At 33.1% G+C, this 26,654-nt stretch carries 30 protein-coding genes; 10 read left to right on the top strand and 20 right to left on the bottom strand.

Annotated elements, in window-relative coordinates; all coding sequences use genetic code 11:
* From DBR39_RS18230 to DBR39_RS18215, 4 genes are all read left to right on the top strand, one after another.
* A partial coding sequence (locus DBR39_RS18230) for a cold-shock protein (RefSeq protein WP_148089919.1) occupies window positions 1–162 on the top strand: 162 nt, incomplete at its 5' end.
* A 319-nt stretch (window positions 163–481) separates the two neighbouring features.
* The gene (locus DBR39_RS18225) at window positions 482–1,477 is read left to right on the top strand and encodes a phosphotransferase (protein ID WP_124535525.1); all 996 of its coding nucleotides are present in this window, start codon (window positions 482–484) and stop codon (window positions 1,475–1,477) included.
* A gap of 339 nt (window positions 1,478–1,816) precedes the next feature.
* Window positions 1,817–2,287 (top strand): hypothetical protein, encoded by a 471-nt coding sequence (locus tag DBR39_RS18220; RefSeq protein ID WP_124535523.1) that lies wholly within the window; start codon window positions 1,817–1,819, stop codon window positions 2,285–2,287.
* A gap of 80 nt (window positions 2,288–2,367) precedes the next feature.
* The gene (locus DBR39_RS18215) at window positions 2,368–3,048 is read left to right on the top strand and encodes a hypothetical protein (protein ID WP_124535521.1); all 681 of its coding nucleotides are present in this window, start codon (window positions 2,368–2,370) and stop codon (window positions 3,046–3,048) included.
* A gap of 175 nt (window positions 3,049–3,223) precedes the next feature.
* Here the strand turns inward: DBR39_RS18215 and DBR39_RS18210 are convergent, their stop codons facing one another.
* On the bottom strand, window positions 3,224–4,513 hold the full coding sequence (locus tag DBR39_RS18210) for an alpha/beta fold hydrolase (RefSeq protein WP_124535519.1): 1,290 nt from the start codon (window positions 4,511–4,513) through the stop codon (window positions 3,224–3,226).
* Between the two features lie 323 nt (window positions 4,514–4,836).
* Between DBR39_RS18210 and DBR39_RS24375 the strand changes: the two genes are divergently transcribed.
* Window positions 4,837–4,983, top strand: a complete 147-nt coding sequence (locus DBR39_RS24375) for a hypothetical protein (protein ID WP_185147224.1) — start codon at window positions 4,837–4,839, stop codon at window positions 4,981–4,983.
* Between the two features lie 91 nt (window positions 4,984–5,074).
* On the opposite strand, the gene DBR39_RS18205 is transcribed toward DBR39_RS24375, so the two are convergent.
* The 3 genes from DBR39_RS18205 to DBR39_RS18195 all read right to left on the bottom strand — a co-directional run bounded on the left by DBR39_RS18205 (window position 5,075) and on the right by DBR39_RS18195 (window position 6,853).
* Window positions 5,075–5,542 (bottom strand): MaoC family dehydratase, encoded by a 468-nt coding sequence (locus DBR39_RS18205; protein ID WP_124535517.1) that lies wholly within the window; start codon window positions 5,540–5,542, stop codon window positions 5,075–5,077.
* 294 nt (window positions 5,543–5,836) lie between these two features.
* Window positions 5,837–6,031 carry a cold-shock protein gene (locus DBR39_RS18200; RefSeq protein ID WP_114821793.1) on the bottom strand — a complete coding sequence of 65 codons (195 nt, stop codon included), beginning with the start codon at window positions 6,029–6,031 and terminating at the stop codon, window positions 5,837–5,839.
* Between the two features lie 126 nt (window positions 6,032–6,157).
* Window positions 6,158–6,853: a DEAD/DEAH box helicase gene (locus tag DBR39_RS18195; protein ID WP_228447865.1), complete on the bottom strand. Its 696-nt coding sequence runs from the start codon at window positions 6,851–6,853 to the stop codon at window positions 6,158–6,160.
* A gap of 477 nt (window positions 6,854–7,330) precedes the next feature.
* Between DBR39_RS18195 and DBR39_RS18190 the strand changes: the two genes are divergently transcribed.
* Window positions 7,331–8,278 carry a beta-1,6-N-acetylglucosaminyltransferase gene (locus DBR39_RS18190; RefSeq protein ID WP_124535515.1) on the top strand — a complete coding sequence of 316 codons (948 nt, stop codon included), beginning with the start codon at window positions 7,331–7,333 and terminating at the stop codon, window positions 8,276–8,278.
* A gap of 113 nt (window positions 8,279–8,391) precedes the next feature.
* On the opposite strand, the gene DBR39_RS24370 is transcribed toward DBR39_RS18190, so the two are convergent.
* Both DBR39_RS24370 and DBR39_RS24365 read right to left on the bottom strand, forming a co-directional pair.
* Window positions 8,392–8,559, bottom strand: a complete 168-nt coding sequence (locus DBR39_RS24370; RefSeq protein ID WP_153816318.1) for a hypothetical protein — start codon at window positions 8,557–8,559, stop codon at window positions 8,392–8,394.
* Between the two features lie 249 nt (window positions 8,560–8,808).
* Window positions 8,809–8,976 (bottom strand): bacteriocin-like protein, encoded by a 168-nt coding sequence (locus DBR39_RS24365; RefSeq protein WP_185147223.1) that lies wholly within the window; start codon window positions 8,974–8,976, stop codon window positions 8,809–8,811.
* A 209-nt stretch (window positions 8,977–9,185) separates the two neighbouring features.
* On the opposite strand from DBR39_RS24365, the gene DBR39_RS24360 reads away from it, so the two are divergent.
* Together DBR39_RS24360 and DBR39_RS18185 are read left to right on the top strand one after the other, a co-directional pair.
* Window positions 9,186–9,350, top strand: a complete 165-nt coding sequence (locus DBR39_RS24360) for a hypothetical protein (protein WP_153816317.1) — start codon at window positions 9,186–9,188, stop codon at window positions 9,348–9,350.
* Between the two features lie 30 nt (window positions 9,351–9,380).
* A complete protein-coding gene (locus DBR39_RS18185; protein WP_124535513.1) occupies window positions 9,381–9,599 on the top strand; it encodes a hypothetical protein in 219 nt (72 codons plus the stop codon).
* 53 nt (window positions 9,600–9,652) lie between these two features.
* Here DBR39_RS18185 and DBR39_RS18180 read toward each other — a convergent pair whose 3' ends face one another.
* Together DBR39_RS18180 and DBR39_RS18175 are read right to left on the bottom strand one after the other, a co-directional pair.
* The gene (locus DBR39_RS18180; protein WP_124535511.1) at window positions 9,653–10,066 is read right to left on the bottom strand and encodes a hypothetical protein; all 414 of its coding nucleotides are present in this window, start codon (window positions 10,064–10,066) and stop codon (window positions 9,653–9,655) included.
* A gap of 2 nt (window positions 10,067–10,068) precedes the next feature.
* Entirely contained in the window at window positions 10,069–10,455 is a 387-nt protein-coding gene (locus tag DBR39_RS18175; RefSeq protein WP_124535509.1) for a DUF6864 domain-containing function, read from the bottom strand.
* Between the two features lie 868 nt (window positions 10,456–11,323).
* Here DBR39_RS18175 and DBR39_RS18170 point away from each other — a divergent pair.
* Together DBR39_RS18170 and DBR39_RS18165 are read left to right on the top strand one after the other, a co-directional pair.
* The gene (locus DBR39_RS18170) at window positions 11,324–11,893 is read left to right on the top strand and encodes a hypothetical protein (protein ID WP_124535507.1); all 570 of its coding nucleotides are present in this window, start codon (window positions 11,324–11,326) and stop codon (window positions 11,891–11,893) included.
* A 369-nt stretch (window positions 11,894–12,262) separates the two neighbouring features.
* Window positions 12,263–12,484, top strand: coding sequence for a hypothetical protein (locus DBR39_RS18165; protein WP_124535505.1), 222 nt, complete (start codon window positions 12,263–12,265; stop codon window positions 12,482–12,484).
* A 28-nt stretch (window positions 12,485–12,512) separates the two neighbouring features.
* On the opposite strand, the gene DBR39_RS18160 is transcribed toward DBR39_RS18165, so the two are convergent.
* The 12 genes from DBR39_RS18160 to DBR39_RS18110 form a co-directional block, all read right to left on the bottom strand.
* On the bottom strand, window positions 12,513–12,953 hold the full coding sequence (locus tag DBR39_RS18160) for a lysozyme (protein WP_124535503.1): 441 nt from the start codon (window positions 12,951–12,953) through the stop codon (window positions 12,513–12,515).
* A complete protein-coding gene (locus DBR39_RS18155) occupies window positions 12,950–13,519 on the bottom strand; it encodes a hypothetical protein (RefSeq protein WP_124535501.1) in 570 nt (189 codons plus the stop codon). The genes DBR39_RS18160 and DBR39_RS18155 overlap by 4 nt, the downstream gene beginning before the upstream one ends.
* 42 nt (window positions 13,520–13,561) lie before the next feature.
* A complete protein-coding gene (locus tag DBR39_RS18150; RefSeq protein ID WP_124535499.1) occupies window positions 13,562–14,878 on the bottom strand; it encodes an ATP-binding protein in 1,317 nt (438 codons plus the stop codon).
* A gap of 646 nt (window positions 14,879–15,524) precedes the next feature.
* A complete protein-coding gene (locus tag DBR39_RS18145) occupies window positions 15,525–16,262 on the bottom strand; it encodes a hypothetical protein (RefSeq protein ID WP_124535497.1) in 738 nt (245 codons plus the stop codon).
* Window positions 16,263–17,055: 793 nt separating this feature from the next.
* The gene (locus tag DBR39_RS18140) at window positions 17,056–17,913 is read right to left on the bottom strand and encodes a hypothetical protein (protein ID WP_124535495.1); all 858 of its coding nucleotides are present in this window, start codon (window positions 17,911–17,913) and stop codon (window positions 17,056–17,058) included.
* Window positions 17,914–17,997: 84 nt separating this feature from the next.
* Window positions 17,998–18,135, bottom strand: coding sequence for a hypothetical protein (locus DBR39_RS24355; RefSeq protein WP_185147222.1), 138 nt, complete (start codon window positions 18,133–18,135; stop codon window positions 17,998–18,000).
* Window positions 18,125–18,985 (bottom strand): hypothetical protein, encoded by an 861-nt coding sequence (locus DBR39_RS18135; protein WP_124535493.1) that lies wholly within the window; start codon window positions 18,983–18,985, stop codon window positions 18,125–18,127. The genes DBR39_RS24355 and DBR39_RS18135 overlap by 11 nt, the downstream gene beginning before the upstream one ends.
* A gap of 464 nt (window positions 18,986–19,449) precedes the next feature.
* Window positions 19,450–19,860 (bottom strand): 5-fold beta-flower protein, encoded by a 411-nt coding sequence (locus tag DBR39_RS18130; RefSeq protein ID WP_124535491.1) that lies wholly within the window; start codon window positions 19,858–19,860, stop codon window positions 19,450–19,452.
* Window positions 19,861–20,168: 308 nt separating this feature from the next.
* Window positions 20,169–20,804: a hypothetical protein gene (locus DBR39_RS18125; RefSeq protein WP_124535489.1), complete on the bottom strand. Its 636-nt coding sequence runs from the start codon at window positions 20,802–20,804 to the stop codon at window positions 20,169–20,171.
* Window positions 20,805–21,085: 281 nt separating this feature from the next.
* Window positions 21,086–21,715, bottom strand: a complete 630-nt coding sequence (locus DBR39_RS18120) for a hypothetical protein (protein WP_124535487.1) — start codon at window positions 21,713–21,715, stop codon at window positions 21,086–21,088.
* A gap of 7 nt (window positions 21,716–21,722) precedes the next feature.
* Entirely contained in the window at window positions 21,723–25,919 is a 4,197-nt protein-coding gene (locus DBR39_RS18115) for a hypothetical protein (RefSeq protein WP_124535485.1), read from the bottom strand.
* A gap of 319 nt (window positions 25,920–26,238) precedes the next feature.
* Window positions 26,239–26,613: a hypothetical protein gene (locus DBR39_RS18110; RefSeq protein ID WP_228447864.1), complete on the bottom strand. Its 375-nt coding sequence runs from the start codon at window positions 26,611–26,613 to the stop codon at window positions 26,239–26,241.
* Window positions 26,614–26,654: the final 41 nt, after the last annotated feature.

The following is a 26,654-nucleotide window of genomic DNA, read 5'->3' as shown; positions in this document are numbered from 1 at the left end:
GATGCCAAAGGATTTGGTTTCATTTCACCTTCAAATGGAGGTCCGGATGTTTTCGTACACACTTCAGGTTTAGTCAATGATATCCGTGAAAATGATATCGTAACATTTGATGTACAAAACGGAGCAAAAGGCGTTAACGCAATTAACGTAAAATTAGCATAAATTAAGAAGGAAGTTTAAAAGCTTCTTTCTCAATATATTAATAATTAGCAGAGAACTACAAATAGTTCTCTGCTTTTTTTTGTGCAATAAAGGAAAGCAATGCTATTTTTTACTGGTAATTATTAAAAAATTGAAGGGTAACTCATTCAATATTAAAATTGACAGGCTAAAGCATTTATATCCATACCCTGCCCCCTGCTACCACACGATTGTATTCTGTGGTTGTTGGCATTATCAATACAATATTTATAGAGATGATAGAGGTAAAACCGAAAAATATTAACGAAATTGCATAGATTTTATAACGAACTAAGAACTGATGACAGAGAAATTTCCAACAATAAACAGTACACTTTCACCCAATGGACTTGGCAAACTGATTCAACGAAAATATGAACTGACCGACAAAACGGAATGCAGCATATTTCGACTTGCTATGAATCATTTATATATTGTTCATGATGGCGAAAACAAATTCGTTTTTAGAGTTTACACCCATAATTGGCGGAATCAATTAGAAATTGAAGAAGAGCTAAGACTTTTAATTCTTTTAAAAGAAGCAGACCGACAAGTTGCTTTTCCAATAGCTGATACATCGAACAAATTCATTCAGGAAATTGAAGCCCCCGAAGGTACAAGATTTGGCGTTTTATTTTCGTATGCTAAGGGCACAAAGACCGCAAAATTTTCAGCTCAAACAAGCTTTCTAATTGGACAGGCATTAGCAAAAGTTCATCAAACCACAAAAAATATCGAACTGATGAGAATGTCTTACAATGCTCAAAACATGCTTAAAAACCCTGTTTTAAGAACAAAAGAATTCTATAGTAAAAATACCAGCGAAATTGAATTTTTAGAAATCCTTTCTGATTTTTTAACGCTAAAAATGGACAATATTGACCAACAGAAAATGAGATATGGAGCTGTTCATCTTGACGTTTGGTTTGACAATTTGCACATTGACGATGAAAAAGAAATAACATTTTTTGACTTTGATTTTTGTGGGAACGGTTATTTATGCTTTGACATTTCTTATTTCCTATTCCAATTATTTTCGACCCATTTGAACGAAGAGGAATATCAAGCAAAAGCAGATAGCTTCGTCAAAGGTTATGAGACGGTAACTAAAATAAGTGATGAAGAAAAAAAGTTTTTACCCTACGCATGTTTAGCAATTATGACCTATTACATCAGTGTTCAGTGCGACAGATTTGAATATTGGACCAATATTTTCCTGAATGAAGATCATTTAAAAAGAATGGTTGGGAATCTCAAACGATGGATTGCTTACAACAAAATTGAGATTAATAACTAACTTTTAACAAACTAAAATGGACGGACAAACGAGAATTACGTATGTCTTATAGGAATTTCGCAATAGTGGGCAAGCAGTACTTATATTAACTTCTGTATTAAAAATCAAACATATCACAAAGCGTAAGAGCGTACATTATAGACAGCAAAATATCCTTGTCAAGGTTTAAAACCTTGACAAGGATATAAATCAGATCTCATCACTCTTCGAGAGCTCCCGACCATGGAGCATGTTTAAAGGGATTATTTTTGAGGGGCTCAAAATCAGGAGATTTTCAAAAAAAACAGCAACTTTCAAAAGAAACTCCCAAATATTCCGTTTAATTCTTAAATTTGGCTCATGCGAAAGAATTTATACCTCATCATTTTATTATTTTCTCTTACCAGCTGCTATACTTATCAGATAAAAAAGCAAGTAGATCCAACTGCTGACAATAAGCAAGACTCTAAAAAGAATACAGCGATTGCTAATACTACTGCTCCGCAAATGAATGGTACAGCAACTTCACCTCAAAACCTCAACGCGGTACAGGCACCTGCTCCGGTAAATGTTCAGGAGAAATTAGCCTCTGGTAAAAATGTCAAAATTGAAGTGGATGGCAAGAGTTATAAAGTAATCGTTGACAGATGGGAAAATGATAGTCTGGTAGTACATCCGGTTCGTAATGCTAAAAAAATTATGAAATTCCATAAGAACCAGATCAATAGCGAGAAAATTGCAGAAAAACGCTTTTCACAACCTATCGCTGATATTCTTACGGTTACTGCTTATACCGCAATTGGTGTGGGAATCTATCTTCTTGTCCGCTAATTTCCCCAACCTTTTCTGGTAATCAGAAAATCTATATTTGAGCATTAGTGGGAATTGTAGAACACTGTAATGCTTACAACATGAAAATAAAATTGAGCTATCTGTTTATTGTACTCTATACCCTTGTAAGCGGCCAGGGGAAATCCATCATTAATGACTTGGAATTTTCTAACTATTCAGGGCAGCCGAAAAAAGTGACAGAGATCATCGCGTTTTCACCTCAGAACATTAACAAAAGCATTTCCTATTTCGATAAAGAGGGCTTTCTGACAAAAGTTGAACGTTATAATGCAACCACCATCGAATTTCCTGATAAAAGATTGATCAGTGACCTTCTTATCTATGATTCAAAGAATAAAGCTAAACGCCACTTCAAAAGCATTAATCCTGGAAATAAAAAGATAGAAACTACGGGCTATTTTGAAAAGATTTCCGATTCTCTGTACAAAAGAGTTTCAAATGCTGCTGATCATAAGATGTCGCTTACCAAGTTGTTTTATTTTGACAAAAACAACCGTCTTATAAAAACAGAAGAAACAGGGAATTTTTATGAAGCCCCGATTAACAATACCATTTTCTACACTTATACCAATGCTATAAAAAGTGAAATGCTTCTTGAGGATATCATTCAGCAAAAAAAGTCTAAGCTTATCTATAAAAATGTGAAGCTTGACGCCAATTCAAACTCTATTTATGAGGAATTGATAGACGATAAGGGAATTGTACAACAAAAAACAGAAAGAGAATTCGAATATTATTAATTGAAAACTATTGCTAGCTGTAGTTTTTCAAAATAGCCGCTTCCCAGAAACGGATATAAAAAAATAACTGGTTGACACCAGACTCTCTCCTCCCTAGAAGCTTACTAACTTTGAAGATGCAAATGCTATAAAATAAAATCCCTTCGCCATATTTGTGAAGGGATTATTTCTAAACTTAACTGGTAAAAAAATCTACAACAGCTTTGTTGAAAATTCCGGGTATTTTTTCGGGTGCTTCATGGTCACCTCCTTTAAAAATTAATAACTTACTGTTGGGAATTTTTTCGGCAATGAGTTTGGTGTGCTTTTCCTTTACAACATCGTGCTCACCAGCCATGATCAGGCTTGGTGATTTTATTTTCTCTAAAGAATTAGGATCAATATGCGGTTCGTTGATGAGCAGCATTTTCAACCGGTAATCCATATTGTTTTCTGCAATACCACGCTCTTTCATGGCTTTCACCTGTTCTTTCAGCAGCACATTGGTCTCTTTCGTTACAGAGCTGTCATCATTGTATAAGACAGTGCCCATGATAGCCATTTTGTTCACCTTATCCGGATAATCTCTTGCCAGGATAACGGCAATATTTCCCCCGTCACTCCATCCTAAAATATCTACTTTTTTTAATCCGAGTTGATCCAGGAATGCATTTACATCTTTAGCCATAAGTTCATAGGTCAAAGGTGTTTCGTCACTCGAAGATTTTCCCTGTCCGCGGCTGTCCAGTGCTATCACCTGAAAACCTTTGGTAAGGGGATCAAATTGATTTCTGAAGGCTCCCATAGAAGAATTATTGCCATGCAGCAAGAGAACAGGTGTCCCGTTGCCGTATATTTCATAATAAAGCTTCACCCCATTCACCTCAGCATATTTTCCAATCTCAGCGTTATTTCCAAGTGTCGGCTTTGTTTTCACATTCGAATTATCAATGTAGAGCGATTGCTTCCCTGAATAAAATTTTTCTGATGATGTCGCCACTTTTACATGATCATCTTTCTGGAAGTTTTTCCATTCTTTTAGATCTTCATTTTCAAAATCGCCATTCTTCAGCGGGATTTCAATTTTGTTTTTACCATCTAGAACATAGAGTTTCAAATCATCTATGAAATAGTTATCATTTCCGGCAAAAGCAAATCCTATCGTTAGAAATTTTGTATTTGAATCTATTTTTCCTTTCAATTCATAATGGCTCCATTCATTTTTTTTGTAATATTCCCCCGCATCATCATTATAAAAGGGTTGTTTTATCACCTTAGAATTGGCATCCACATTCCTTACAGCCAGAACCGTCCAGGAGGAATTCGTCATACTATTCGTATACCATATTTTTGCCTCAAGCAAAAAGTTTTTCCCTTTGTACTGCTCTACGGCTATGGGTTGGTAAAGTTCATAGAATTGTGCTTTTGCAAATGTCACCAGAAGGAAAATGAAAACAGAAACTATTTTAGTACGATATCCAAACATATTCTTTTAATTTTATTATATGGGCTGTCCTTAATGTAGATATGAAATTACCCTGATATAGAAAATAAGGCTTTGTTTTACAGCCTTTCTATTCCAGACAAATATATAAATAAAACACCATATAGTGTCTTGTTTTTTCATTATTATTTTACTGTAATTACAGGGCTAAAATTCGAAATTAAGATTTTAAGTTTCTCATTGGAAAATGAAGGAAAATTGATATGCCAACGCAGTACATTATAACAAAATGTTTCTAAGGATAGGGTTTCCCGTAATGTAAGGAGTAAATATGGTCTTACATTGTATATCTAATACAATATATTATGGAAGCCATTAAAGCAATTAAACCAGGTCCAAAGCCTGATAAGTCTGACGGAACACCAGACAGAAGGAGAAGAGTAACGCCGGAAACAAAACCGAAGCATCCGGAGCTGAAGCCTCACAAACACAAACCCGGAGATTCAAAATGATTAATCAATGATCTCAGAATGTTCCACATCATTTAAAATCCCGGCAACGCTGGGATTTGTGTTTCACAGAAAACCAAAGTATATCTGAGACCTAAGAGGCGTTGATAAAATGATAAAGGAAAACCACATCACCTGTATAGGCTGGTTTTTTATGATCTTTAATTAATAGTTTAGCCTCAACAACAGCTTTTACAGTTCCCCGAAGGTTGATCACTGATTTTACAGTTGCCTGCAGTCTTACCTCACTATTTACCGGAACAGCTTCACCAAATTTAAGGTTTTCTATTCCATAGTTGATTTCCATTTTTACATTTCTAAGATCTGCAATCTGCTTCCAGAGATAGGGAATCAAAGACAATGTTAAATAACCATGAGCAATGGTAGATTTAAAAGGACCTTCTTTTTCTGCTTTTTCCTTATCAGTATGAATCCACTGATAATCTAAAGTTGCATCTGCGAATCTGTCGATCTGCTCCTGATCTATTTTATGCCAGGCAGAAGCTCCAATTATCTGACCCTCAAGAGCCTTGTACTCATTAAAACTATTGATAATAATCATATTATTTTCTGAAGCTTTTGAGAAATTAGAATATATACAATTGTTATCATAATCACGATAACAATTGTATATCAAGTCTCATCTATTTAAATCCCTCAAAAACCTCTCACATATAGTAAGAGGCTAATGAACATGATGAAAATAAAAACGAATCTCATTGGCATCAATGTTCTTTCAAACAATATATCCAGATACTAAAGAGTATGGATTTTGAATTTGTAAAAAAAATATAAAAATATGAGACTTAATATTATAAAGGATGTTATATTAACATACTTGTAATTGAGATCTAAATTATGCCAACTTTACGTTAACAGCATTTAAACCTTTATCACTTTTTTGTACATCAAAAACTACTTTATCATTCTCACGGATCACTCTAGTGTTTAATCCTGAAGAATGTACAAATATGTCTTTACTTCCATCTGCCGGAGTAATAAACCCGAAGCCTTTTGCTTCATTGAAAAATTTTACGGTGCCTTCTTGCATTGTAATTATTATTAAAAATTGTATATTTTATCTGTACACTTTACAGATTTTATTTATTAAAAATCTCTGACAGGTAGTAAGCCGTATCAGTTTTGAATATTCTTACCTTCTAATCGCTTATCTACATTACACAATGAGATAGCGGTTACTTCTCCCTATACCGTCAACCAGTAAATCCGTTTTTTTTTCTTTTTCTACAAAAAAAGGTGACTGCTTAACAGGTTGTGCTGTAGAAGAAACAGGGTTCACAATAACCTCTATAGGATTATTGAGGATCGTTTTGGCAATACTTTTTATACTTGCCGGCATTGTTTTAGAGAAAAGTAAGGTTTGTCTTTTTGGGGAAATCAGTTTTAAAATCTTTTTTACGTCATCTACAAATGCTTTATCAAGCATTCTGTCTGCCTCATCCAAGACAAATATTTCTATTTTAGAAAGATCAATATGCCTATGGCTGATCAAATCCAGCAGTCTTCCAGGTGTTGCCACCAAAATATCTACCCTTTTTCTAAGAGCAGCAAGCTGGCTCCCAATAGAAACACCTTCATAAATGGAAAGTAGAGACAATGGTAAATACTTACTGTAAATTCCAAGGTTTTCTTCTATCTGTATCGCCAGTTCTCGTGTCGGGGTAAGTATCAGAGTTCGTATTTCTTTATGTTCCGGGGTATGTCTTTTTAGCAGTTGCAAAATAGGCATTGCAAAGGCGGCCGTTTTCCCCGCACCCGATTCAGCACATCCTACAATATCTCTTCCAGCTAAAATATGCGGAATTGCAGTATACTGTATTTCAGTAGGCTTAGAATATCCGGCTTCTGTCATTGCGCGGATAATTGGGTTGATTAAATTTAAATTTTTAAAACTCATTATAAATTCCGGTCTTCCGGTAGTTTGTAAGCAAATCTGATTATCAGAATTTGAGTTGGTGTATTGACAAACTAGTAAAGACTATTCCTTGTTTTGTTTATCTTTTTTCTTGCTTTAGCTACAATAATGACCTTAATATATCATTGATAACCAGCAATAACATATCGCTTTTATCTACAATAGAACTTTATAATCTCTGATTCCTGATGTTGAAACTGATTATAAATTGGTAGCTGAAAAAGCAAAACTGAAAGAAAAAATTGTGATTTTAAACTATTACAGAATAGCAAAGGCAGTGACCTGTTTTATAAATGTTTTGCAAAAATACAATAAAAAAAACGCATTTAATCGATTGATTATCAAAAATATATTCGTAGCTTCCGCACGTCAACCCAATTATTTGCAAATGCGGATGATTTTAAGATCCTAAGTATGCAATCGCCTTCCCCCATAGCAAAACCTTATCCCAAGACTTTAGGTTCCCCTACATCTCCACATGTAAGAATTGCTTATTTTATCATGGTACATCATAAGCCTGAACTGTTTAAAGAGATGTTTCAGAAGATCTATACAAGAGATCAGTTTTATCTTATCCATATTGATAGAAAAACTAAATCAAAAATTATAGAAGAAATACAGCTCTATATCATTCAGTTTCCTAATGTCTATATTCTGGACAGTCTGAATATCGTTTCCGGGGGATTCAGCATGGTTCAGGCCGAGCTTAATGCAATGGAATTTCTCCTAAATGTAAGCCGGGAATGGGATTATTTTATTAACCTGAGTGGGGAAGACTATCCCCTTAAGTCACAAAATATTATCCGAGAATTTCTAACCATCAATAAAGGCCGAAATTATCTTTTTTATTATGATCAGAAATTTTACAGACCTGATACTCTTCAAAGAATACAGAATCATTTTACCGAATTGGCCCATATGATTTCATCACTTATTTATAAAAGAGCATTTATGAAAGGAGTGACCCCTTATATCGGAGGGAAATGGTTTATTTTCACAAGAGAAACCTGCTCATTTTTAGCCAATAACCAAATGGTAATGGATTTTGAAGATTACTATTTTCATACTTTTTTACCTGCAGAATCATTTTTTCAGACTGTTCTGATGAATACGTCATTTAATGATATCATCATCAATGATGATAAAAGAGCCGTACTTGAGAAATCAGTCTTCCCCAATAAACAGAATACATTCAATTATATTAAGTCCCTAAAAGCCAGTAATCAGCTTTTTATCAGAAAGATAAACAATAAGATTGATGAAAATATCCGAAAATATATTGAAGAAAGTTTTCTTTCTCCCCTACCAGACATAGATGAAATTGAAAGAGAATTGAAGCGGGATAATCTTCAAAATAATTGACTTTGATACACTAATAGTAAGTTGGAAGGACTCAAACCTTCAACCAGCCAAAGCAGCCTGCAATACCACTACCCTATTCCAATAAAAAATCCCTCAAAATGAGGGATTGTATCTTATAAATCCGGGCAAGCCATATGATTTTCATGAGGAAGACAAATACCTTCATTTCCCCAAGGAAGCGGACAGTGAAAATACCCTGGAGGACAATTGAAAGGACCTCCTTTGCCACCTCCATTAATACTCTTTAATTTCAATTTTGAAATTTTCTTTAAATTTTTCATGGTTTTGATTTTAGTTTAAGTCCAAATATAACAACTATTCCCCAACAAGAGATTTAACATAATAAAATAACTGTATGTTTTATCTGAATTGATAATAGGTTGCAAAAACATTTTTTTATCAAAAAAAATTAAGTTTTCGAGAAGTTGTTTAGTTGGAAGAGTTTGAACTTTCGACAAACCAAAACAGTCTGCAATCCCACTCCTCTATTCCAAAAAAAAATCCCTCAAAGTGAGGGATCTATTCTTATCTTAAACGATTGGAATGCAATAGCAATTACAAGCAGCATCTGATTCTGGTCCACAAATACCCGTAGCTTCGCAAACCCACATGTATTGAGGTTTACAAATACCATCTCGGCCTCCGCCACCATTTACTTGTTTTAACTGATCTCTAGAAATTTTTTTGAAATTTTTCATGGTTTTAATTTTAATTACGCATTAAATATATAAACTATTCTCCAATTAGAGATTTAACATAAAATAATTTTAGAATGGGAAAAGAGATATGGGGGAATTTACGGATATGACTGTAGTTATAACTCTACGGAAACCCGCAACAGATCCCAGCATGGAAACCTGGAATGGTTAACATTTGTTTTTGTCATTTATTTTCACTATATTGATACATGAAAAAAATTGAAAATCAAGGTAGTATAACGCATGCAGGTAAAATGAACGAACGATCAAAAGCACTAGAAGTTCTTGAAAAAGCAAAGCAAACACAAGGAAAAGTCACCTTTCTAAGACAAGGAGCCGGAAGAAATTTTAAGCCAAAAAATGAGGAGTCTTAAATTATCTTCAAAGAGTAGTATCTTTGCTCCATGGAAAACATAGAAGAGCTAGAAGCGAAAATTCTAGAGAAAGTAAAAGAAGATCATAAAGTAAATGGCGGATCTAACGGGACGGATATAAATGAACTGGATAAACTAATAAATTTACCAATTCCCGAAAGAAATAAACTATTTGAAAAAATGGTAGCTGAGAAAAAGCTTGCCTATCTTGATCCGCTAAATGCCCGTAGAATTACCCTACCAAAATAAAACCCCTGCATTAACAGGGGTTATTTTAATCACGAAGTTTAAGTTCAAAAATTTTATTTTTTAGTTTTTGAAGTCTTATTCCCGAAAATATATCCCAAAGTTAATGTTACAATTGGTGTTATAATACTCCAAATCTTTACTACATTGTCAATGTCGTTATTATTATTATAAACTACATACGTAAGCCAACTTCCAATTATTAATAGTAAAAATATTAAGAACCCTGAGATATTTAGAGCAGTTAATTCTTTGCCCCCAAAAATAAATCCAAGCCAACCCAGATCTTTGTCCTTACAGTCTAATTCATGCTTATGCTTTTTATCAAGCACTTCAAGATCGTGTTGGTTAGTTTGAGTTAATATGATTTGTTCATGACTTTGAACCTGTTTGCTCATTTTAAGTTCGTGTGCAGGATTAACATAACCATTCTGGTCTTGAATCACATATCCATTGTTATTTTCTGCCATAACTATTTATCTTGCAACCAAGTATAATGAAACACAATTTCTTCAGAATCTGTTAATTCTTGTTTTTCATTTATATCATAACTGTATTTAAAACTAAATTTCAAATAAATATTTTTCCCATCAAAATAAGCTAAATGAAGAGGCTTTTTTGTGCTGGTTGTATTATCGTGCCGTTTAGGTGTGAGAATTTTAACTTCAAATACATTTTCTTCATTTTTTAAAAGCTCATAAAATGTTTGAGGCTCTTCTCCTAGTCCAATAAAATCAAATATAATCTTGAAATTCCTAGCCCCATCAAATAAACGAAAATATAGTGGATCCTTAAAATTGGTAACTACGGATCCACTTGCAAGCACCTCAAACTTATCAGTTTCTATCTTTATATTCATATTTTAATTTGTATAAAAATACATTAATTCGATCAAAATCCAAATATTGAAATTATCAAGAGGAAGGAAGTCTAAAAAATAAGTATCCAATAACTTAAAATCTGACACCTTTTTATTTTAGTTGCAGAATTATCTTTTATCGTGTATTCAATGAAATTCTACAGCTCTATCACATAGGATTGAAAGAACATTTCACTTTAAAAAGCAGTTTTTTCTTATCATCCTGAAATTCAATTATCATTGTATTTTTATAAGGATGTGTTGATTCCTTGATGGTGCCTCGTAATTTCACGAAACAAAATTGTTGCAATTTTAAACAACAATAAAACAATAGTTTGAATGGGATCTTTTACCGGACCTGAGAAAAAACAAAAAAATCCCCGGATCTCTCCGAGGATAAAAACTAATAACCATGAAAACTCAATTAAACATGAGCTTTATTTTTAAACCTTATAATTTTCACTGTAGTATTACCACTTCTGTTTTATATACGACAAAGTAACCGACATGGTTTGTCATGCATCATTAAAATTTAAAAAACCTCCAGTATTGGAGGTTGAATACATAAAATCCGAAATATAAATTAATCGAACATTTAAATATATAAAAACAAAACCTTCATAAAAAGGATTGTGGTATCAAAAGCTATGTAAAATAAATTAGCGTGAAATAAAAACATTAAGTAAACCACTATTAACACTAGATATTTTAATATAAAAATTATCACCATTAAAAGATATATTTATTTATAATACGCATCATAATAATCCCCGTATTTTCCCGGATACAATTGTAGTTATAACTCTACGGGAAACCGTAAGGGTCATATTTCTGGAAAGTAGTATCTTGAGTGATAAAATTTTAATACATGGAAAATACTGAGATTGATGAAATTAAAGAAATATTAAGAATTATCAAGAGTCAATTTAAAGAATTTAGCGATGGTTATCATGATTTTAATCATGGCAGAACCAAAGGGATTAAAGCATTGGGTAAAAAGCAAATGCAAAATGCCAGCGATTTAATGATATATTGGATTGGAAGAAATGAAAAAGTGTATAAAATAGCTTCAGGAGGGGATAAGACCGAAGATGTTTATAGAGATGATTATTTACGTAGCACGTTCAGCGGAACATTAGCTACTTATGAACTACAAAAGATTATCGATAAAATCGAAGAGCTTATTCCAAAGTATCCCGAATTTAAATTAAACATGTCTAATAGTTCTGATCCAAGATTTACAAAGAAGGAAATTGAAGAGTTTCTGAAAAGCATTTATAATGAAAGTTTTTCAGAAATTTGTGATTTCTATTACGAGCCCAAATACCAAAATATTATATTTAATGTAAAAACAGATTCAATCGTAAATCAAAAAATGTTTACAGATTTTCTAAATGATATAGAAAATAGTAAGTATGGAGAATACTTCTCATTATAAATTACAATGCCTAAAAAACAAAAACTCCCCATCTAACAATGAAGACTACTTCTTTAGCATTAATAATATAAACTCCAATTTCATATTATTAAAGTTTTATAAATTTGGGTAAAAACATAAATATATGACAATACAAATTCAATTAATCGATGGAAGTTTTACTACTCTTGAAATATCAGATATTGAATCCGTTAATGATGTTGATGGATCTTGTGTAATTCTAACTGGCAGAGGAAGAACCTTAATTACAAAAACATCATACAATGATATGATCAATGTTTTACGAAATTACATTGATATAAACTAGAACATAAAACAAAATTACATTCCAAATATTTTATTTATATATTTGATCAACCAAAAAAACATATGGAAACACCTATTACATACGTAAACAAGTTAATTATGGAACACATTGATAACCCCTCAGTTGTTACCAACATGATTAAAGATTACTATTCTGAGATATTGCAATTTGAGGCAAATTTCATAAAAAAAATCTATATTGATGCGCTTCCATTGGACTTATCAATTGCCAATAAAGAAAGACTGGCTGAAAAGTATTATTTAGAAAATTTTACTAAAAAATAAACAATCCCCACCTAATAGTGGGGATCATTTATTTCGCAAAAAACATATCCGCTTCCGCTTTTCTTCTTCGGATCAAACCATTTAAGGTTTTTCCGCCAGCGGTAATATATTTCGTGGTGAACCAATTTCTGATCTCAGACTCTCCTGCTTTTTTATTGACTAAAGAAAACAAACCATCTGAGCCTCCAGTATTGTAAGTGTGCGATACAAGCGCATCAAATTGATTTTGGGTAAGCCCTACTTTGATTTTATTGTACACTATTTTTTCATACGTTGGTAAAACAGATGAAAACAGTTCTACTCCTTTTTCTTTGCTGATGGCAGGATCTGTCATAGTTACTTTCTTTCCACCTGGGTAATAGGTATTTCCGTATCCTATGGTAGGAATTTTTGCGGAATCGAGGTAAGGCTTGGAACTGAAACCTTCAAATGATAGAATCAGGTTTATTCCTTTTTGTGATGTTTTCATTTTTTAAAATATTTATAGGTGAAAAAGAGAAGTATTAAAGTGATTCCCAAGATGGTAATGAAAATCCAGGCTGCAATTTCAAATCCACTCACTGTTACTTTTTTTGTTTCTTCAGTGACTTTCGATGCTGCTTCTTTGACGGCTTCTTTTGAAACTACTTTCTGAGCTGAATCCTGAATACTATTTGTAAACACTGATTTTTTAACTTCTGATTTTTTACGATCAGCCTTTGTATAATGGGTATTGATTGTGTATTCTGCATTTCCCATGATGGAAATACTTTGAACAGTATCACTCCCTATAACATTATGATAAACAAAGGGATTGGATGTATCAGATTTTCCTGTAATCAACAGATCTCCGGATATTTCATCTTTCTTTTCCTGTACTAAAGTATCAGCATATTCATTTTGAATTGATGTTGAGTGGTGTACGCTCAAAGAATCCGTTTTCACTTTTTCCGTTTCTTTTCTATCTTCTTTATAAGTGGTTGTCATTTTCTGCTTACTTCGGCAGCCCAATAAGAGACAGCTCAATAGAAGCAATAATAGAATATTTGTTTTCATCGGTCTTATTTTTAAAATTGAATGAGTTTACATCACCGGTTCTTATGTAAATATTTTATCTTCTTTCACATATTCTTTTTTGATACTTTCTAATAACATATCTAAGCTTACTTTGTACCCAGATTCTTTTAATGCAATTGTTTTTAAACTTACATCCTGTATGACGTTCATAATATTAGAGCCGGTGAGTTCGTATCGTTTGGCGATGTGTTCCAGATTGATGTCTTCAAGCTGTAATTGTTTGGGTAAATTTTGCTGCCAGATACGCAGACGCTCTTCATGCTTTGGATTGTTGAATTGTATGCAGCTATGAAAGCGTCGCGTAAAGGCTTTATCCATATTATTTTTAAAGTTGGATGCCAGAATAATAAGCCCTGAAAATGTTTCTATCCGCTGCAGCAAATAGGAAACTTCCTGATTGGCATATTTATCGTGAGCATCTCTTACAGAGGTTCGTTTTCCGAAAATAGCATCCGCTTCATCAAAAAATAAAATCCAGTTTTTATTTTCAGCTTTGTCAAATAATTTTGACAGTTGTTTTTCTGTTTCTCCGATATATTTTGAGACCAGCATGGAAACATCCACTCTGAAAATAGGTCGTTTAATATATTTCCCTAAAAGGCTGGCTGCAAGAGTTTTTCCGGTTCCCGGTTCTCCATAGAACAATACCCTGAAGCCCGGCTTAAGTTTTTTCTGCATGTCCCAGTCTTCCATAAGAATCCGGCTGCTGTTGTACCAGGCTTCAATACTCTGAAGTTCATGTAACGTGGCTTGAGGAAGTATCAGGTCTGTCCAGGATCTACCCGTCTGCAACTGTTCTGCCGGAAAATCATTGCTCATTTTCGGCAATACTTCTGATCCAAAAATTAATGTATTAAAAGCTTCGTGGTGGATGCTTATCTGGCTGTTCATTGAGGCATACTCGTACGCTGAATTTGAAAAAACAATGAGTTCTTCTTTTATCAAAACCGAATCCGGACTCAAATAATCCAGCGCTTTCAATCGTTCTGAAATATTATCTCCACCCAGAATATATTGTATCGCCTGAACTGTAGGATAAAAGAGCCTGCCATTATCATTGGTTGAACAAAAGTCAAACAGCATTGTATTGGGGAACTCCAGATAAATGCGTTTCAGCAATGATGGATCCAATCGTGGTAATAAAGCCATTAGAAGAATAACAACTTCCTGATGGGCAAGCTCTTTCCCTGAAATATAGTCGCCTAATTGAAAGCCTTCATGGTCATTAGGTTTAAACTCAGGTGCTCCTATAGTAAAATCTTCCGAAGAATTATTGATACGCCATGTAATAACCTGTTCTAAATGAGTAAATAATTTTTGTATTTGTTTAGGCTCCATTGGTTTTTTAGTCTTTTATATTTTTGAAAGCATCCTTTAATAGGCTGCTAAAAAGAAAACCTCAACCGAAAAGTATCTCACATTAGAGAGTCTTACCCAAACTGCCGTAGCCGTTCTTTGTGGAAAGTTTCTCACTCATTGGAATTCCTACTTTTTAAAGAATCGATCCTACGCCTGAAAGAAAACTCTAGAATTAATAATCTATCGTTCTGCTTCATGGATGAGATTCTTATGATCACTCATTAGAAAATTCCAGTATTCCAGACGCAAAAGGCTTCCCATTATTAAGGATCTTACTCGATTGAGGGTATTTTTGTATGTTGATAAAATAGGGTGTATTAAATCTGTACTACAGATGTCTCCACTCTATTCTGAGGTTTGCTTTAATAAACCTCAACCGAAAAGTATCTCACATTAGAGAGTCTTACCCAAACTGCCGTAGCGGTTCTTTGTGGAAAGTTTCTCACTCATTGGAATTCCTACTTTTTAAAGAATTAATCCTGCGCCTGAAAGAAAACTCTAGATTTCACAATCTATCGTTCTGCTTCATGGATGAGATTCTTATGATCGCTCATTAGAAAATTCCAGTATTCCAGACGCAAAAGGCTTCCCATTATTGAGGATCTTACTCGATTGAGGGTATGTATTAATCAATAATATAATTGATCACATCAGTATCGTCTCGTCCTAAAATAATTTTTATATTAACTGGAGCCGATCTGTATTTTTTTCCATTCACATTAATTTCCAAAAGCATTTGAATAAGAGAAAATGGTTTTCTATGATGAACTGAATATCTAAATGAACCAGGTCTGTTGAAGGTACCTGATGGATAAAATTCTTTTAAACTTGCATTGGGTCTGAAATAGTTAATAGGATTAATATCGATCACCATTTCATTAGATGTTACAGGATATTCGGACTGTCTACCCAAAGATTTTGCATCTAATGGACGCTCCTTGTAATAACCAGACTTTTTTAAATGACCACTTTGAAGCCTTTTTTTCTGCTTGTATCGTTTGATGATAATCTGAGGCTGGTATTTATCAATATCTAAGTCGTTTGATAATTTTATATTGAGTAATTTATATTTTACATTACCACTTAAAACATGCTTATATTTATCTATCTTCGGTGCTCCTGTCCCATCATCTTCAATGTTTATATGTCCTCTTCCTGAATTCTGGATATTTTCAGCTACATAGAAATGATAGTTTTTTCCCTTCCAATTTCCTGATGCCTTTACCTCCAGTCCGAAATTAAACTCATTTAAATGGACATAATTATCTATGAATTGGCCAAATTGACTTTGTGTTGGATATTTACCGGTTTCAAAATAGGTTTTCAACTCCTCTCTTTGGGTAAATTTATTGTTTTCTTCCATGATTATTTTAATTTTCTTTAGTGCTTATGTTCTTCGTGTAACTGTCTTTCTGGATTCAATTATTATCTATTATTTACAGAGCAAAATTCCTCTTTTTTTTGGTCTAATAAAAGTTTTTCGGCCTCTCTATCCTGTAGTTGCAGTAACTCTTATTTCATAATAATCAGATAATTACATGTTCAATTTCAAAAACTCACTCTTCATTGTTTCTAACAAAGCTTTTGTGTTCCGTTTGCACGAAATGTGTTATTTATTTTTGAAAAAAAAATAGATCTGATCAGCCTTTATTATGCCTCCTGGATGAGTTCCTGATTTTTGAACATCAGAACGTTCCAAGATTTCAGGGGCAAAAGACTTTCTATTATTGAAAAATTGTACTCGAGTGAGAGTGTATTTTAGTAATGAGTAATGGAGTTGATTACATCTTCCCGTCCTGCGATCCTACATCATTTTATATTAAGAGGATACGGTTTGTATTTTGTTACCTAACAGCAATTGCTATTGGTGTTATGATTTACAGTTCAAAATTAATCACTTTTTTGTTCTTATCAAAGTTTTTCGCCCTTCCTATCCTGTAGTTGCAGTAGCTCTTATTTTCTAATCATCAAATGATTGGTCAATTGGTTTTAAATTTCCACCCTTGTATTTTTTCTAATACATTTGGGTGAATTTTTAAAATATTTAATTCTCTTTTAACCTTGCTTTATAACGGTTTCCACGTTCCCTAAAGTTTCTTTACAAAGACTTATGAGTTTTTAAAATGTTGATTTTTCCTCAAATATTTTCAGTTTGATTATTTTCCAATAACAGCATAATTACATTCGATTCTTATATTTCTGATTCCCTTTACCCGATCACCCCCAGCAATATCTTGATTATTTTGTCCCGCATGTAAAGAAGCTTTCATTAAAAGTGTGTCCCTATCTGCATCATAGACCTTACATTCTATGGACTGATTGATCTCACGAAGGTCTGCTCTATAGCCAAATTCCAAATAATCCCACTCATCATAATGATCGGTAATGATGTCTTTAGAGGTATACTGATGTCCCCAATAAGTTGATTGTACTGTATATCGAATGGCAGCCTGTGTTGTATTAACAAACTTAATGTTTGTGTTTACAATGTTGACTTTTTTTCCAAAATCTTCTTTGAATATCCGTAAGTACAGTATTCTACTCTCCCCGGTTCCAAATTCAAACCCATCAGGAATCGCGGGCAGATTATTTCCGAACATTTTAGTTATCGTGAAGGCCTCCCCTATATTACAGCTCAAATAATAGTATTCGGTTCCTTCTAATCCTTCTACCGGGAATTCTTTTGCTTTAATGGTATAGGGTGAACTGCCGAATAAGTATCGTTTTTCATCGCCACGGTATTCTCTTATGGTAATCATCTGATCTTCCTCATCCTTTGAACCTATGGCAGCTATGAATTTTTTATCTCCAATATTAATTCCAGAATAGAAAATATTTGCGTTATCTATACTTTGCAAACTATTGGCAATGATTACCGCCTCTTTATTGCTCAGATTATCACCCTTATGTTTTAAAGAATCTATCAGATCTGAAAATTGATTTTGTGTCGGATATTTACCTGTTTCAAAATAGGTTTTTAGCTTGTCTCTCGTAGTTAAATTATCTTTTTCCATACTATTTTAATATTTTTTACAGCTTATTTTATAGGCATATTGCTTTTTGGATCCATTTATTATTTATGATGTAAAGGCCAAAATTCATCTTTTATTTGCTGCTGTAACAGCTTTCTGAGCTTTCCGCTCTGTAGTTGCCATAATCCTTATTTTTTCAGAAATGGTGTACAGTTTTAAGATGTTGATTCTTGCCCAAATATCTTCAGCTTGATTATTTTTCATTTTTAGAATAATTACATTCGATTCTTATATTTCTGAGTCCTTCCATTAACTGCTCTCCACCCCAATAGTCACTATTTGACCCTGCATGTAATAAAGTTGTTGCTAAAAGGCTGTTGTTATCTGCATTATAGACCTCACAGCTTATAGACTTATTACTTGCCTGAAGATCAGCACTATAATAAAAAGACAGATAATCTGCTACATTATAATGATCGGTAACAGTGTCTTCATTCCTAAATCTGTCATTCCAGCCGCCTGCCGCTATTCTATATTGGATAGGTATTTCTGTGTTATTAACAAACTTAACAATTGTGTTTACAACCATTACTTTCTTTCCGAAATTCTGTTTGTAAATTTGTATGGGCATCCTTTTACCCTCCAGTATTCCGAGCTCAAAACCATCAGGAATTGTATTCAGATTATTTCCGAAGAGTCTACTAATGGTGTAGGTCTGGTTGAATTGATAACCCAAACTATAATATTCGGTTTCTTTCAATTCTCCTCCTGAAAATCCTTTTGCTTTAATGGTGTAAGGTGCACTGCCTAATAAGAATTGCTTTACCACGACATTGTCAGTTTCTTGTATTGTAATCACCTGATCATCCTCACCCTGTGAGCTTATAACAATTGGAAATTTTAAATTTCCGGCGCTATTTGTACTATAATAAATAAATGCATTATCAATTCTTGCCAAACTATTGGCAAGGATTGCCATTTCTCTATTGGTCAATACATCTTCTTTATGTTTTAAGGAATCTATCAAATCTGAAAATTGACCTTGTGTCGGATGTTTACCTGTTTCAAAATAGGTTTTTAACTTGTTTCTGGTGGTTACTTTATTTTCTTCCATAATTCTTTTCTATTTTTACTACTTATATCATGAGTATAATTACTCTTTTATCGCTTTTTGCTATTGATGATTTAAAGTTCAAAATTCATCATTTTTTCATTCCCGTGAAAGTTTTTGGAGTCCTCTATTCTGTAGTTGCAGTAACCCCTATCTTTTAGAATCAGATGATTGGTTACTTAATTTCTAAGACCAAAATTCATCTTTTTTTCATTCCTGTGAAAGTTTTTGGAGCCCTCTATTCTGTAGTTGCAGTAACCCTATTTTTCAGAATAATTATAGACCGCTGTGTTTTGTCAGATTGAATATTTTTTCGTCATAAAGACAGGCAAAAGTGTATCGAAAACTTATTTAAAGATCAACCCACCTATGTTTATCATTGAAAAAGGCTTGGATTATAAAATCCAAGCCTTTTTATTTTACCTTATAGGTCCAGCGAGATTATTTCTTCTTCGCAGAGCTAGTGATCAATTAAATTTAAAAAAGAAATATACTACTGCGGCCCATTCTTTTCTAACTCCTCTGGCATAGCCAATAGTACTGTGACTGCTGTTTTCTACCGTTCCATCGTCTTTGATGTAGCCAATGGTTGAATGGCTGCTGTTTTCTACTGTCCCGTTGCTTTTTACATACCCCACCGTAGAATGACTGCTGTTTTCTATAGTGCCGTCACTTTTGATATAGCCAATGGTGCTGTGGCTCTTGTTTTCAATAGTTCCGTCACCTTTAATATACCCCACTGTTGAATGACTGCTGTTTTCTATGGTCCCATCACTCTTGATATACCCTGTAGTATTGTGGCTTCCGGATTCTATGGTTTGAGCGCGTATAATGGAAAGGCTAAAAAGGAGGGAGCAAATGAGTAGTATTTTTTTCATGGTTTGAAGATTTTAATGGGTTATTAATTTCACTTACATGTTTTAAAGTTACATCGAAACTTCTATATTTTTGTCACAATGCAGAAAGTTTTATTGAAATACAGAATACCTTTATGTTATCATTACGATATTTTAACGAAATAAGCATCTGAAAAAACAAAACCTTTTGAGCTTTACTAATTCTAAAATTTTATTTCTTCTATAGGTATTATTTCTATCTCTGGTTTTAGTTCTCTCCTTTTTTCACAACAAGAAAGCGGTTTTATTATCTAATAAAACCGCTTTCTTTAAAACTTATAATAAATCTATTAGATGCTTTTTTCTGCTTCTTCTATATTATATACAATTCTATTATCCTCGCTTATTAAAGGACTAAAAATATCTTTGTATTTATTAAAAGTATTTTTGTTATAATGAACAATAACCGGAAACAGCTGACTTGCCTGATAGTATCTTTTATTTTCTAAAGCAGCCTGTATTGCCTGTTCTATTTCATTTACAAGTGGTCTGCAATTCTTCTTTAAGAGAAAATCTTTTAGATTGGATTCAAAAAATTTATCACCATATATATTCAAAAAATGTTTAATATATGGATAAAGTTCCTGCTCGGTCTTTCCATTTAATGTAGCAATATATAAGGCGTTTGTAATTACATCATATACATTATCTTCACTATGGAGTCTATGGGATTCAAAATTTTCTTTTTCATCCCATTTTTCAGAAATGAACTGATCAAGTTGCCTAAAACCTTCCGGTATTGCCCACGCCAATAAAATAAGCATGGCTTGATAAGCAATATATTGATTGTCATTATGAAGAAGCAATTTTAATTGTTCAACTCTGTCTGGATCTATTTTTTCAAGGAGTTGTACTTCCTTTAAATCGTTTCCTTCGTTTCCTTCTTCATTATAGTGATAAAGGAGTTCGTTTATTTGGTTGTTCATTTTATTATTTTTTTATTTTAAAAGACTAACATAAGAACAGTTATCTCCTTAAATATTTTTTGATTGGTGATAGTTTATAATAATGTCCACAATTATAATAAAAACCTTTATGTGAATCTTTTAAATAATTAATCTTTTTATAACTGGCTATTAGTGAGTGTTGAATAGATATGACTTCTCATAAACACCAAAATTATCCAACATTAACTTAAATAGAAATATGTTATTTTTTATTTATTTCCTATAACTAATGTTAAAATTACACTTTGATATTAAATGTATTAAAATCTAGAAAAGATAATATTATCGTTTTCATCTCTTATTCTTTCTATAGAGTGAAGATCATGCTTATCAAAACAAGGAATAATCTTCTCTTTTATGAATACAGGAATTTTCATACGCTTTTCTAAATCTTCTGTTCGAGTATGGCTTATAATTAAATACTCTTTTTCTTCTTCTAAAGTATTTAGTTCTTGTATTTCTTTTGCTTCTTGTTTATAAATTTCATATTCCTGTTCACTAATAAAAAAAATAAGACTTTTATATTTAAATATCATTTCTTTTTTAGACTGAATTAAAGAATTCTTAATATCAGGCTCTAAAACTTTCACTTGTCCTGCCCACTCATTGCAAGGCATGACAATATAAGATTCACCAAATAGTATTGCTTTATATATATCTTCTGCTTGTTGATTAAGGTCATAATTCGCTATAGGGGGCCAAAAATTTTCTATATTTTCAATTTTTGGTAAAAAGACTATTTCTACTCCTCCCCACCCTAAGCTTATTCCAAAAACATCTTTTACCTTCTCGTTACCAAAATCCTTTGCATAATTGAATAGAATATCTGAATCTTCATATGTAGAATCAAAGTAGCAGATAGAGTAATTAAATTCTCTTTTTATATTCATAATGTTATTATTTTAATTTATTTTCTAATTGTTTAATTTCATCGTAAATAGAACCTATATATTCTTTAATGGTTGACATCCCACTAGTACTATAGTTACTCTTTTGCACTATTTTGTCAAATTCAGTCCTATATTCATTCACTCCATGTTGAGCTTGCTTTAAAGAAGTATCAGAAACTTTTACCCCTGCTTTTTTCATCTCTTTTAATCGCGATAAATCTTTTAATCGATTATGATATTCTAAGATTTTAATAGCATTACTGTTTCCCTTAAATGTTGTTGCAAAATTTCCATTTTCTCTAAAAAATCCTTTTGGTGTGGGTAAATTAAGTCCTTCATTAATCATTTTTTCAATCTGCATTACATGTCCATGTTCATGTAGAACTGTATTATAATCCATTTCTTTTATCAATACAACTTCTTTTTCGTATCGGATAAATTCATCTCCTTCAGTGATAGTTCTAACCTTAACTTCAGGATCAATTTTTATCTTTCCAAAATCCTGTTCTATAATGGTAACTTTATATCCTAATCCTTCCATTTCATTTACTAAATTATTAAAGTTAGGATGTAATTCCATTTGAACCGTACCTGTAGCTATGGTTTGTTCTGTTGCAGCTAATCCTGGTTTTGGTCCATAGTTAGTATCCCTCCAATGGCTACTTTCATTGATCCATTGAGCTTCTTGATTAGCTAGTGGTCCTAAGCTCTCATCAAATGTACGGTTTTGTGTTGAGCTAATTTTATTATTTTGCTCCTTACTTTTTAGTCCATACGTTTTTTTATTCCCTACTATGTGAGGGTCTTCTTTTGGTAAAATATTCTTAGAAACACTATTTTTAGTAGATTTTACCTTAAAATACTCAGCAGGAATTTCACCTTTAATTAAAATCTCTTTGTCTCTGACACTGTTGTTAAGATCTCTTACCGCATCATCTACTCTTTTTTGATTTTTAGGCGTTGGACTTTCTTCAAATCTTTTCATCGCCTGATCTATTTTGGCTTGTAATTCAGCTTGTACTTTTTCCGGTCTTAATACCTCTACCTCACTTATTTTACCTGCAGCAATATCAGCTTCCAGCTTTTTGATATCAACTTCAATTACATTGTCTCCGTAGGTTTTGCCTATACCAGGACCTTCATCTGAGAAAGAAGTATAAGGGCTTTTGCTTTTCATTGGCTCACTTCCTCTTACGTGATCTGAAACAGTAGCACTTCCGTTTTTGTCTGCGGGAGTTAAATTTCCTTCTTCATTAATGTGAGATTTTATCCTTCCTTCTTTTGAACCTGCAGGAGAATAAGGTCTGTTATCTTGTCTGAATATGCTTTCTTCATATACATTTTCCTGCACTGGAGCTGGTTTCACATCCTCTTCCTTAATATTGGATTTTGCATTACTTCTTTCACTTCTTACAGGCTGTTCATGCATTCTGTCTGGAACGGTCTGCTCTTCAAAAGGAAGTTGATTCAAGTTTCGGCTTGGCGGTGTTGTAGATTTTTTCTTGAAAGGTTCAGTAACCCATTCCTGTGCTTTTTTATAAGCTGTTTTAAAACGTTGGGATGCTTTAATCCATGTCTCTTTTTTGAAAACAGAGGTTATTTTTCTAGGGATAGAAACAATACTTGCTTTTATTCCATTTCTTGCCGTAATGAACATTCGCTTACCAAAAGTTTTTGGGTTTCTTTTTGCCAAATCTTTTATTGAAGCTCCTCCTTTTTTCGAGGCTTTCCCACCTATCATTGCCAAAATAGCCATACCCGAATTGGTAATATCACTTTTTAATTCGCCAGAGTTTTTAAATAAAACTTCAGCCGTCTTTGCCGTATGTACATCATAAATATTTTTAATTCCGTTGAGTATATTCAATCCTAACGCTATGGCACCAATCCAGAATGTAATGGTTCCCATCGTTATTGTAGCTCCTCCCAGCCAAGCTGCTAATGGTGCTAAACCACCTAAAGTGAAAATTGATCCTACGGCGGCCGCTAATGTTAATATCCCTAATATACCTGTAATTACACCGGCTATGACAAGTACTTTATTGGCTATTCCAGCGGCTTTTTGAAGAATCATTCCTACCGGATCTTCTGAGAATCCTTTCCAGCTTGTCAAATCATCCCAAATACCACTTATAGATCCTGAAATAGCCTCCACCCATGCTTTAGGACTAAAAATTGATTCAATAAATTTACCTACATCAGTCCAGGTAATGGATGTAACGTCATTCCAAATGTCTGAAAATGCAATAGATATAGACATCCATAATCTTTTTAAACCGGTAATTCTATTCAGATTTTTGGTTACTAAGTTTAATGGTTTCTGTAAAGCATCTTTACGTTTGTTGTTAAAGACCTCTATTTGAGAATTTCTGATACTCTCAACATTTTGGTCAATTAAGCTTTGATGCTCTGATTGATCACTGTCATAATTAGCATTTACTTCTTCAAATTTATCTCTTAATAAATTTTGTTGACTTGGGCTTAATTGCCTTAGAAAGACTACTTGTTCATCTTCTGTTTTTAATTGTGTAAAATCAACTAACAAACGCTCTGCCTCATTAAGTTCTCTTGGTGTTTGTTGAATTTTATCTTTTTCTTTTTGTATTAAACTATTTCGTCCCTCAACGGTCGACATATTGGTATAATAAGCATTTTGAGTTTTAATCACTTCATGCTCAATAATGTAAGAATCCAATAACAAGGCATTTGCTTCCTGGTTTAATTTCTTACTTTGCGATTCTACCTGTTTTAGTCTTGGGTTAAGTTGTCCTAACTCTCTTTTTGCTTCTTTATTCTTTTTAGTATCTGCCGCAAGTTTAGCTTTTGATTTTCGTATTGACGCTCTAGAAGACATTATTTCGCCCTGTATCTTTGTATTCTTACCTTTAGCTTGTTGAGCTTCCTGAGATAATTTTTGAGTTGTATTTCCTGCCTGAGATACCGCTTGATTTATCGTACCGGCGTTAGTATTTAATTCATTTAATTTTCTAGTAAGGTTTCCTGAATCAGCATTTTTTGGATCTTGATGTTTTTGAGATCCTCCGAGTAAACTTTTTGCTTCGTTATTGAAATCATTTGCTTTGGTCTTATTTTTATTATATTCCTGTTGATATATTCCTACCTCCTGTTCTACCTTTTGTTGTCTTTTTACTGAGGTTTCAAGTCCTTTTTCTAATTTTTTGATTAAAGCTTCTTTCGTTTCTATACTATCTTCTGATTTTTCTAAATCAGCGTCTGATTTTTGAATTTCTTTTTCTACTTCTTTAATCTTATTTTTTAGTGTTTTAGCGGCTTCGTTTTGAGATTTTACCTGATCTCTAGCTTCTACTCCCTGGTCCCTAAACTCCTGTGCCGCGGCAACAAGCCCAACTATGTTGATTGTCGTTTGTGCATCCGGAGCTATTTCGGCTTGCTCACTATCAACAGCCTTATCCATTCTTGGCGTAACAACGGATTGAATATCATCAGGAATGACAACTTTTGTTTCTTTTTCTCCTTTAGTTTTTGAATTTAATTTTTTATTATTAGATTTTTTGTTATCTATAGCATTATCTGAACGAGGCACTTCATTTTTATCTGCAACCATTTTTGAGCTATTACTATTAACTTCGGATGAGGTTGGTTTAATTGAAGGTATTTTAATCTCAACTGCTTTCTCTTTTGGTTTCTGATCTACAACGGGTTTTGAGGCTTCAGATTTGCTGCTAATGTTTTTTAATGCTTCTTTTTTTCCTTCTTTTGTCGTTTTTACTGAAGTTTCCTGATTTTTAACCATTTGACGAACTGCGGTCTGCTCTTCCGGCGTCTTTGGTATATGATTTCCAGATTTAATATTATTATAATCTTGTACCTGGTTGACATTCAAGGTTGCTATATATCCTTTTTCCATCTTCTTGGTCTCAGGATGATTGATATCTCCCGTTTCCGCCAAGCTCTCCTGATGCTTTTTATACATTATTTCAGCACCTTGATCGTAAATGGTCTTCGAGCCATGAACTGATGGTATAGCACCATTCAGGTTCATTTTATTGCTATCCTGGTTTTCAAGCCCGGCATTAGCGACTGATGTTTCAGGGGTTTGTATTTGTGTATTAACAACTTCCACCAATGACAGGGGTATAACTATAGGTTTTTTAGCCTTTTGGTTTTTATTTTGGTTTTGGTGGGCTTTATTGTCTTTTTCTACAGGTTTTGCTGCTTTCATTGACTTGGTTTTTAATTACATATTATTTTAAAAGGTATATAAAGCACAACTTATATTGTTGTGCTTTATACCTACCTGTTGAAGTGAAAAATCTGACCGGATATGGTAGATCTTTTTTAAAGAATTTGAGTAATTAGAAGTGGTTATTCAACTTGGCGATGAGAAACAGGTACTGCTGAGCCACTTATATTTTTTCTCTTGTTTATTTGAGTTTTCATGGTTTTTCAATTTCAAAATTCATTCTTTTTTGGGAGAATCAATTGCTTTTCAGACGATAGATTCTGTAGTTGCAGTAAGGAATTTTCCCTGCTCAATTTTTCTACTGAACGATATCATCTTTTTTCTCTTCCTCCTCTTCAGGTTGTCTGTTGGTCTTAATACCATATCTGTTTTCTATAAAAAGATTCACTGCTTTATCAATCCAGTTAGGTAGATTGGTAGTGATCATTTTCAGGAATTTATCATAGCCATATCCAAGTACAAATAATACTCCTGTTGAATACCATTTGTCATGTAATTCGGCTCTATTCATCAAATAACTCATCGTAAATCCAACGATTACAACGATTAATAATGTGATAAAATGTTCCCACGGTTGTTTCTTCTCCTTATTCTGTATTGAGACCAGTACTCTTAATAGCCCTCCTGAAAATGCTATTGCAGTTCCGATTAAAAGGGCTTTTATACTATCCAAATTCATTCTTTTGCTATATATTATTGATTAAAAATTTTTGT

This window comes from Chryseobacterium sp. KBW03 (assembly GCF_003852415.1).
Taxonomy (GTDB): Bacteria; Bacteroidota; Bacteroidia; order Flavobacteriales; family Weeksellaceae; genus Chryseobacterium; species Chryseobacterium viscerum.
This window is presented reverse-complemented; position numbering and strand designations above follow the sequence as displayed.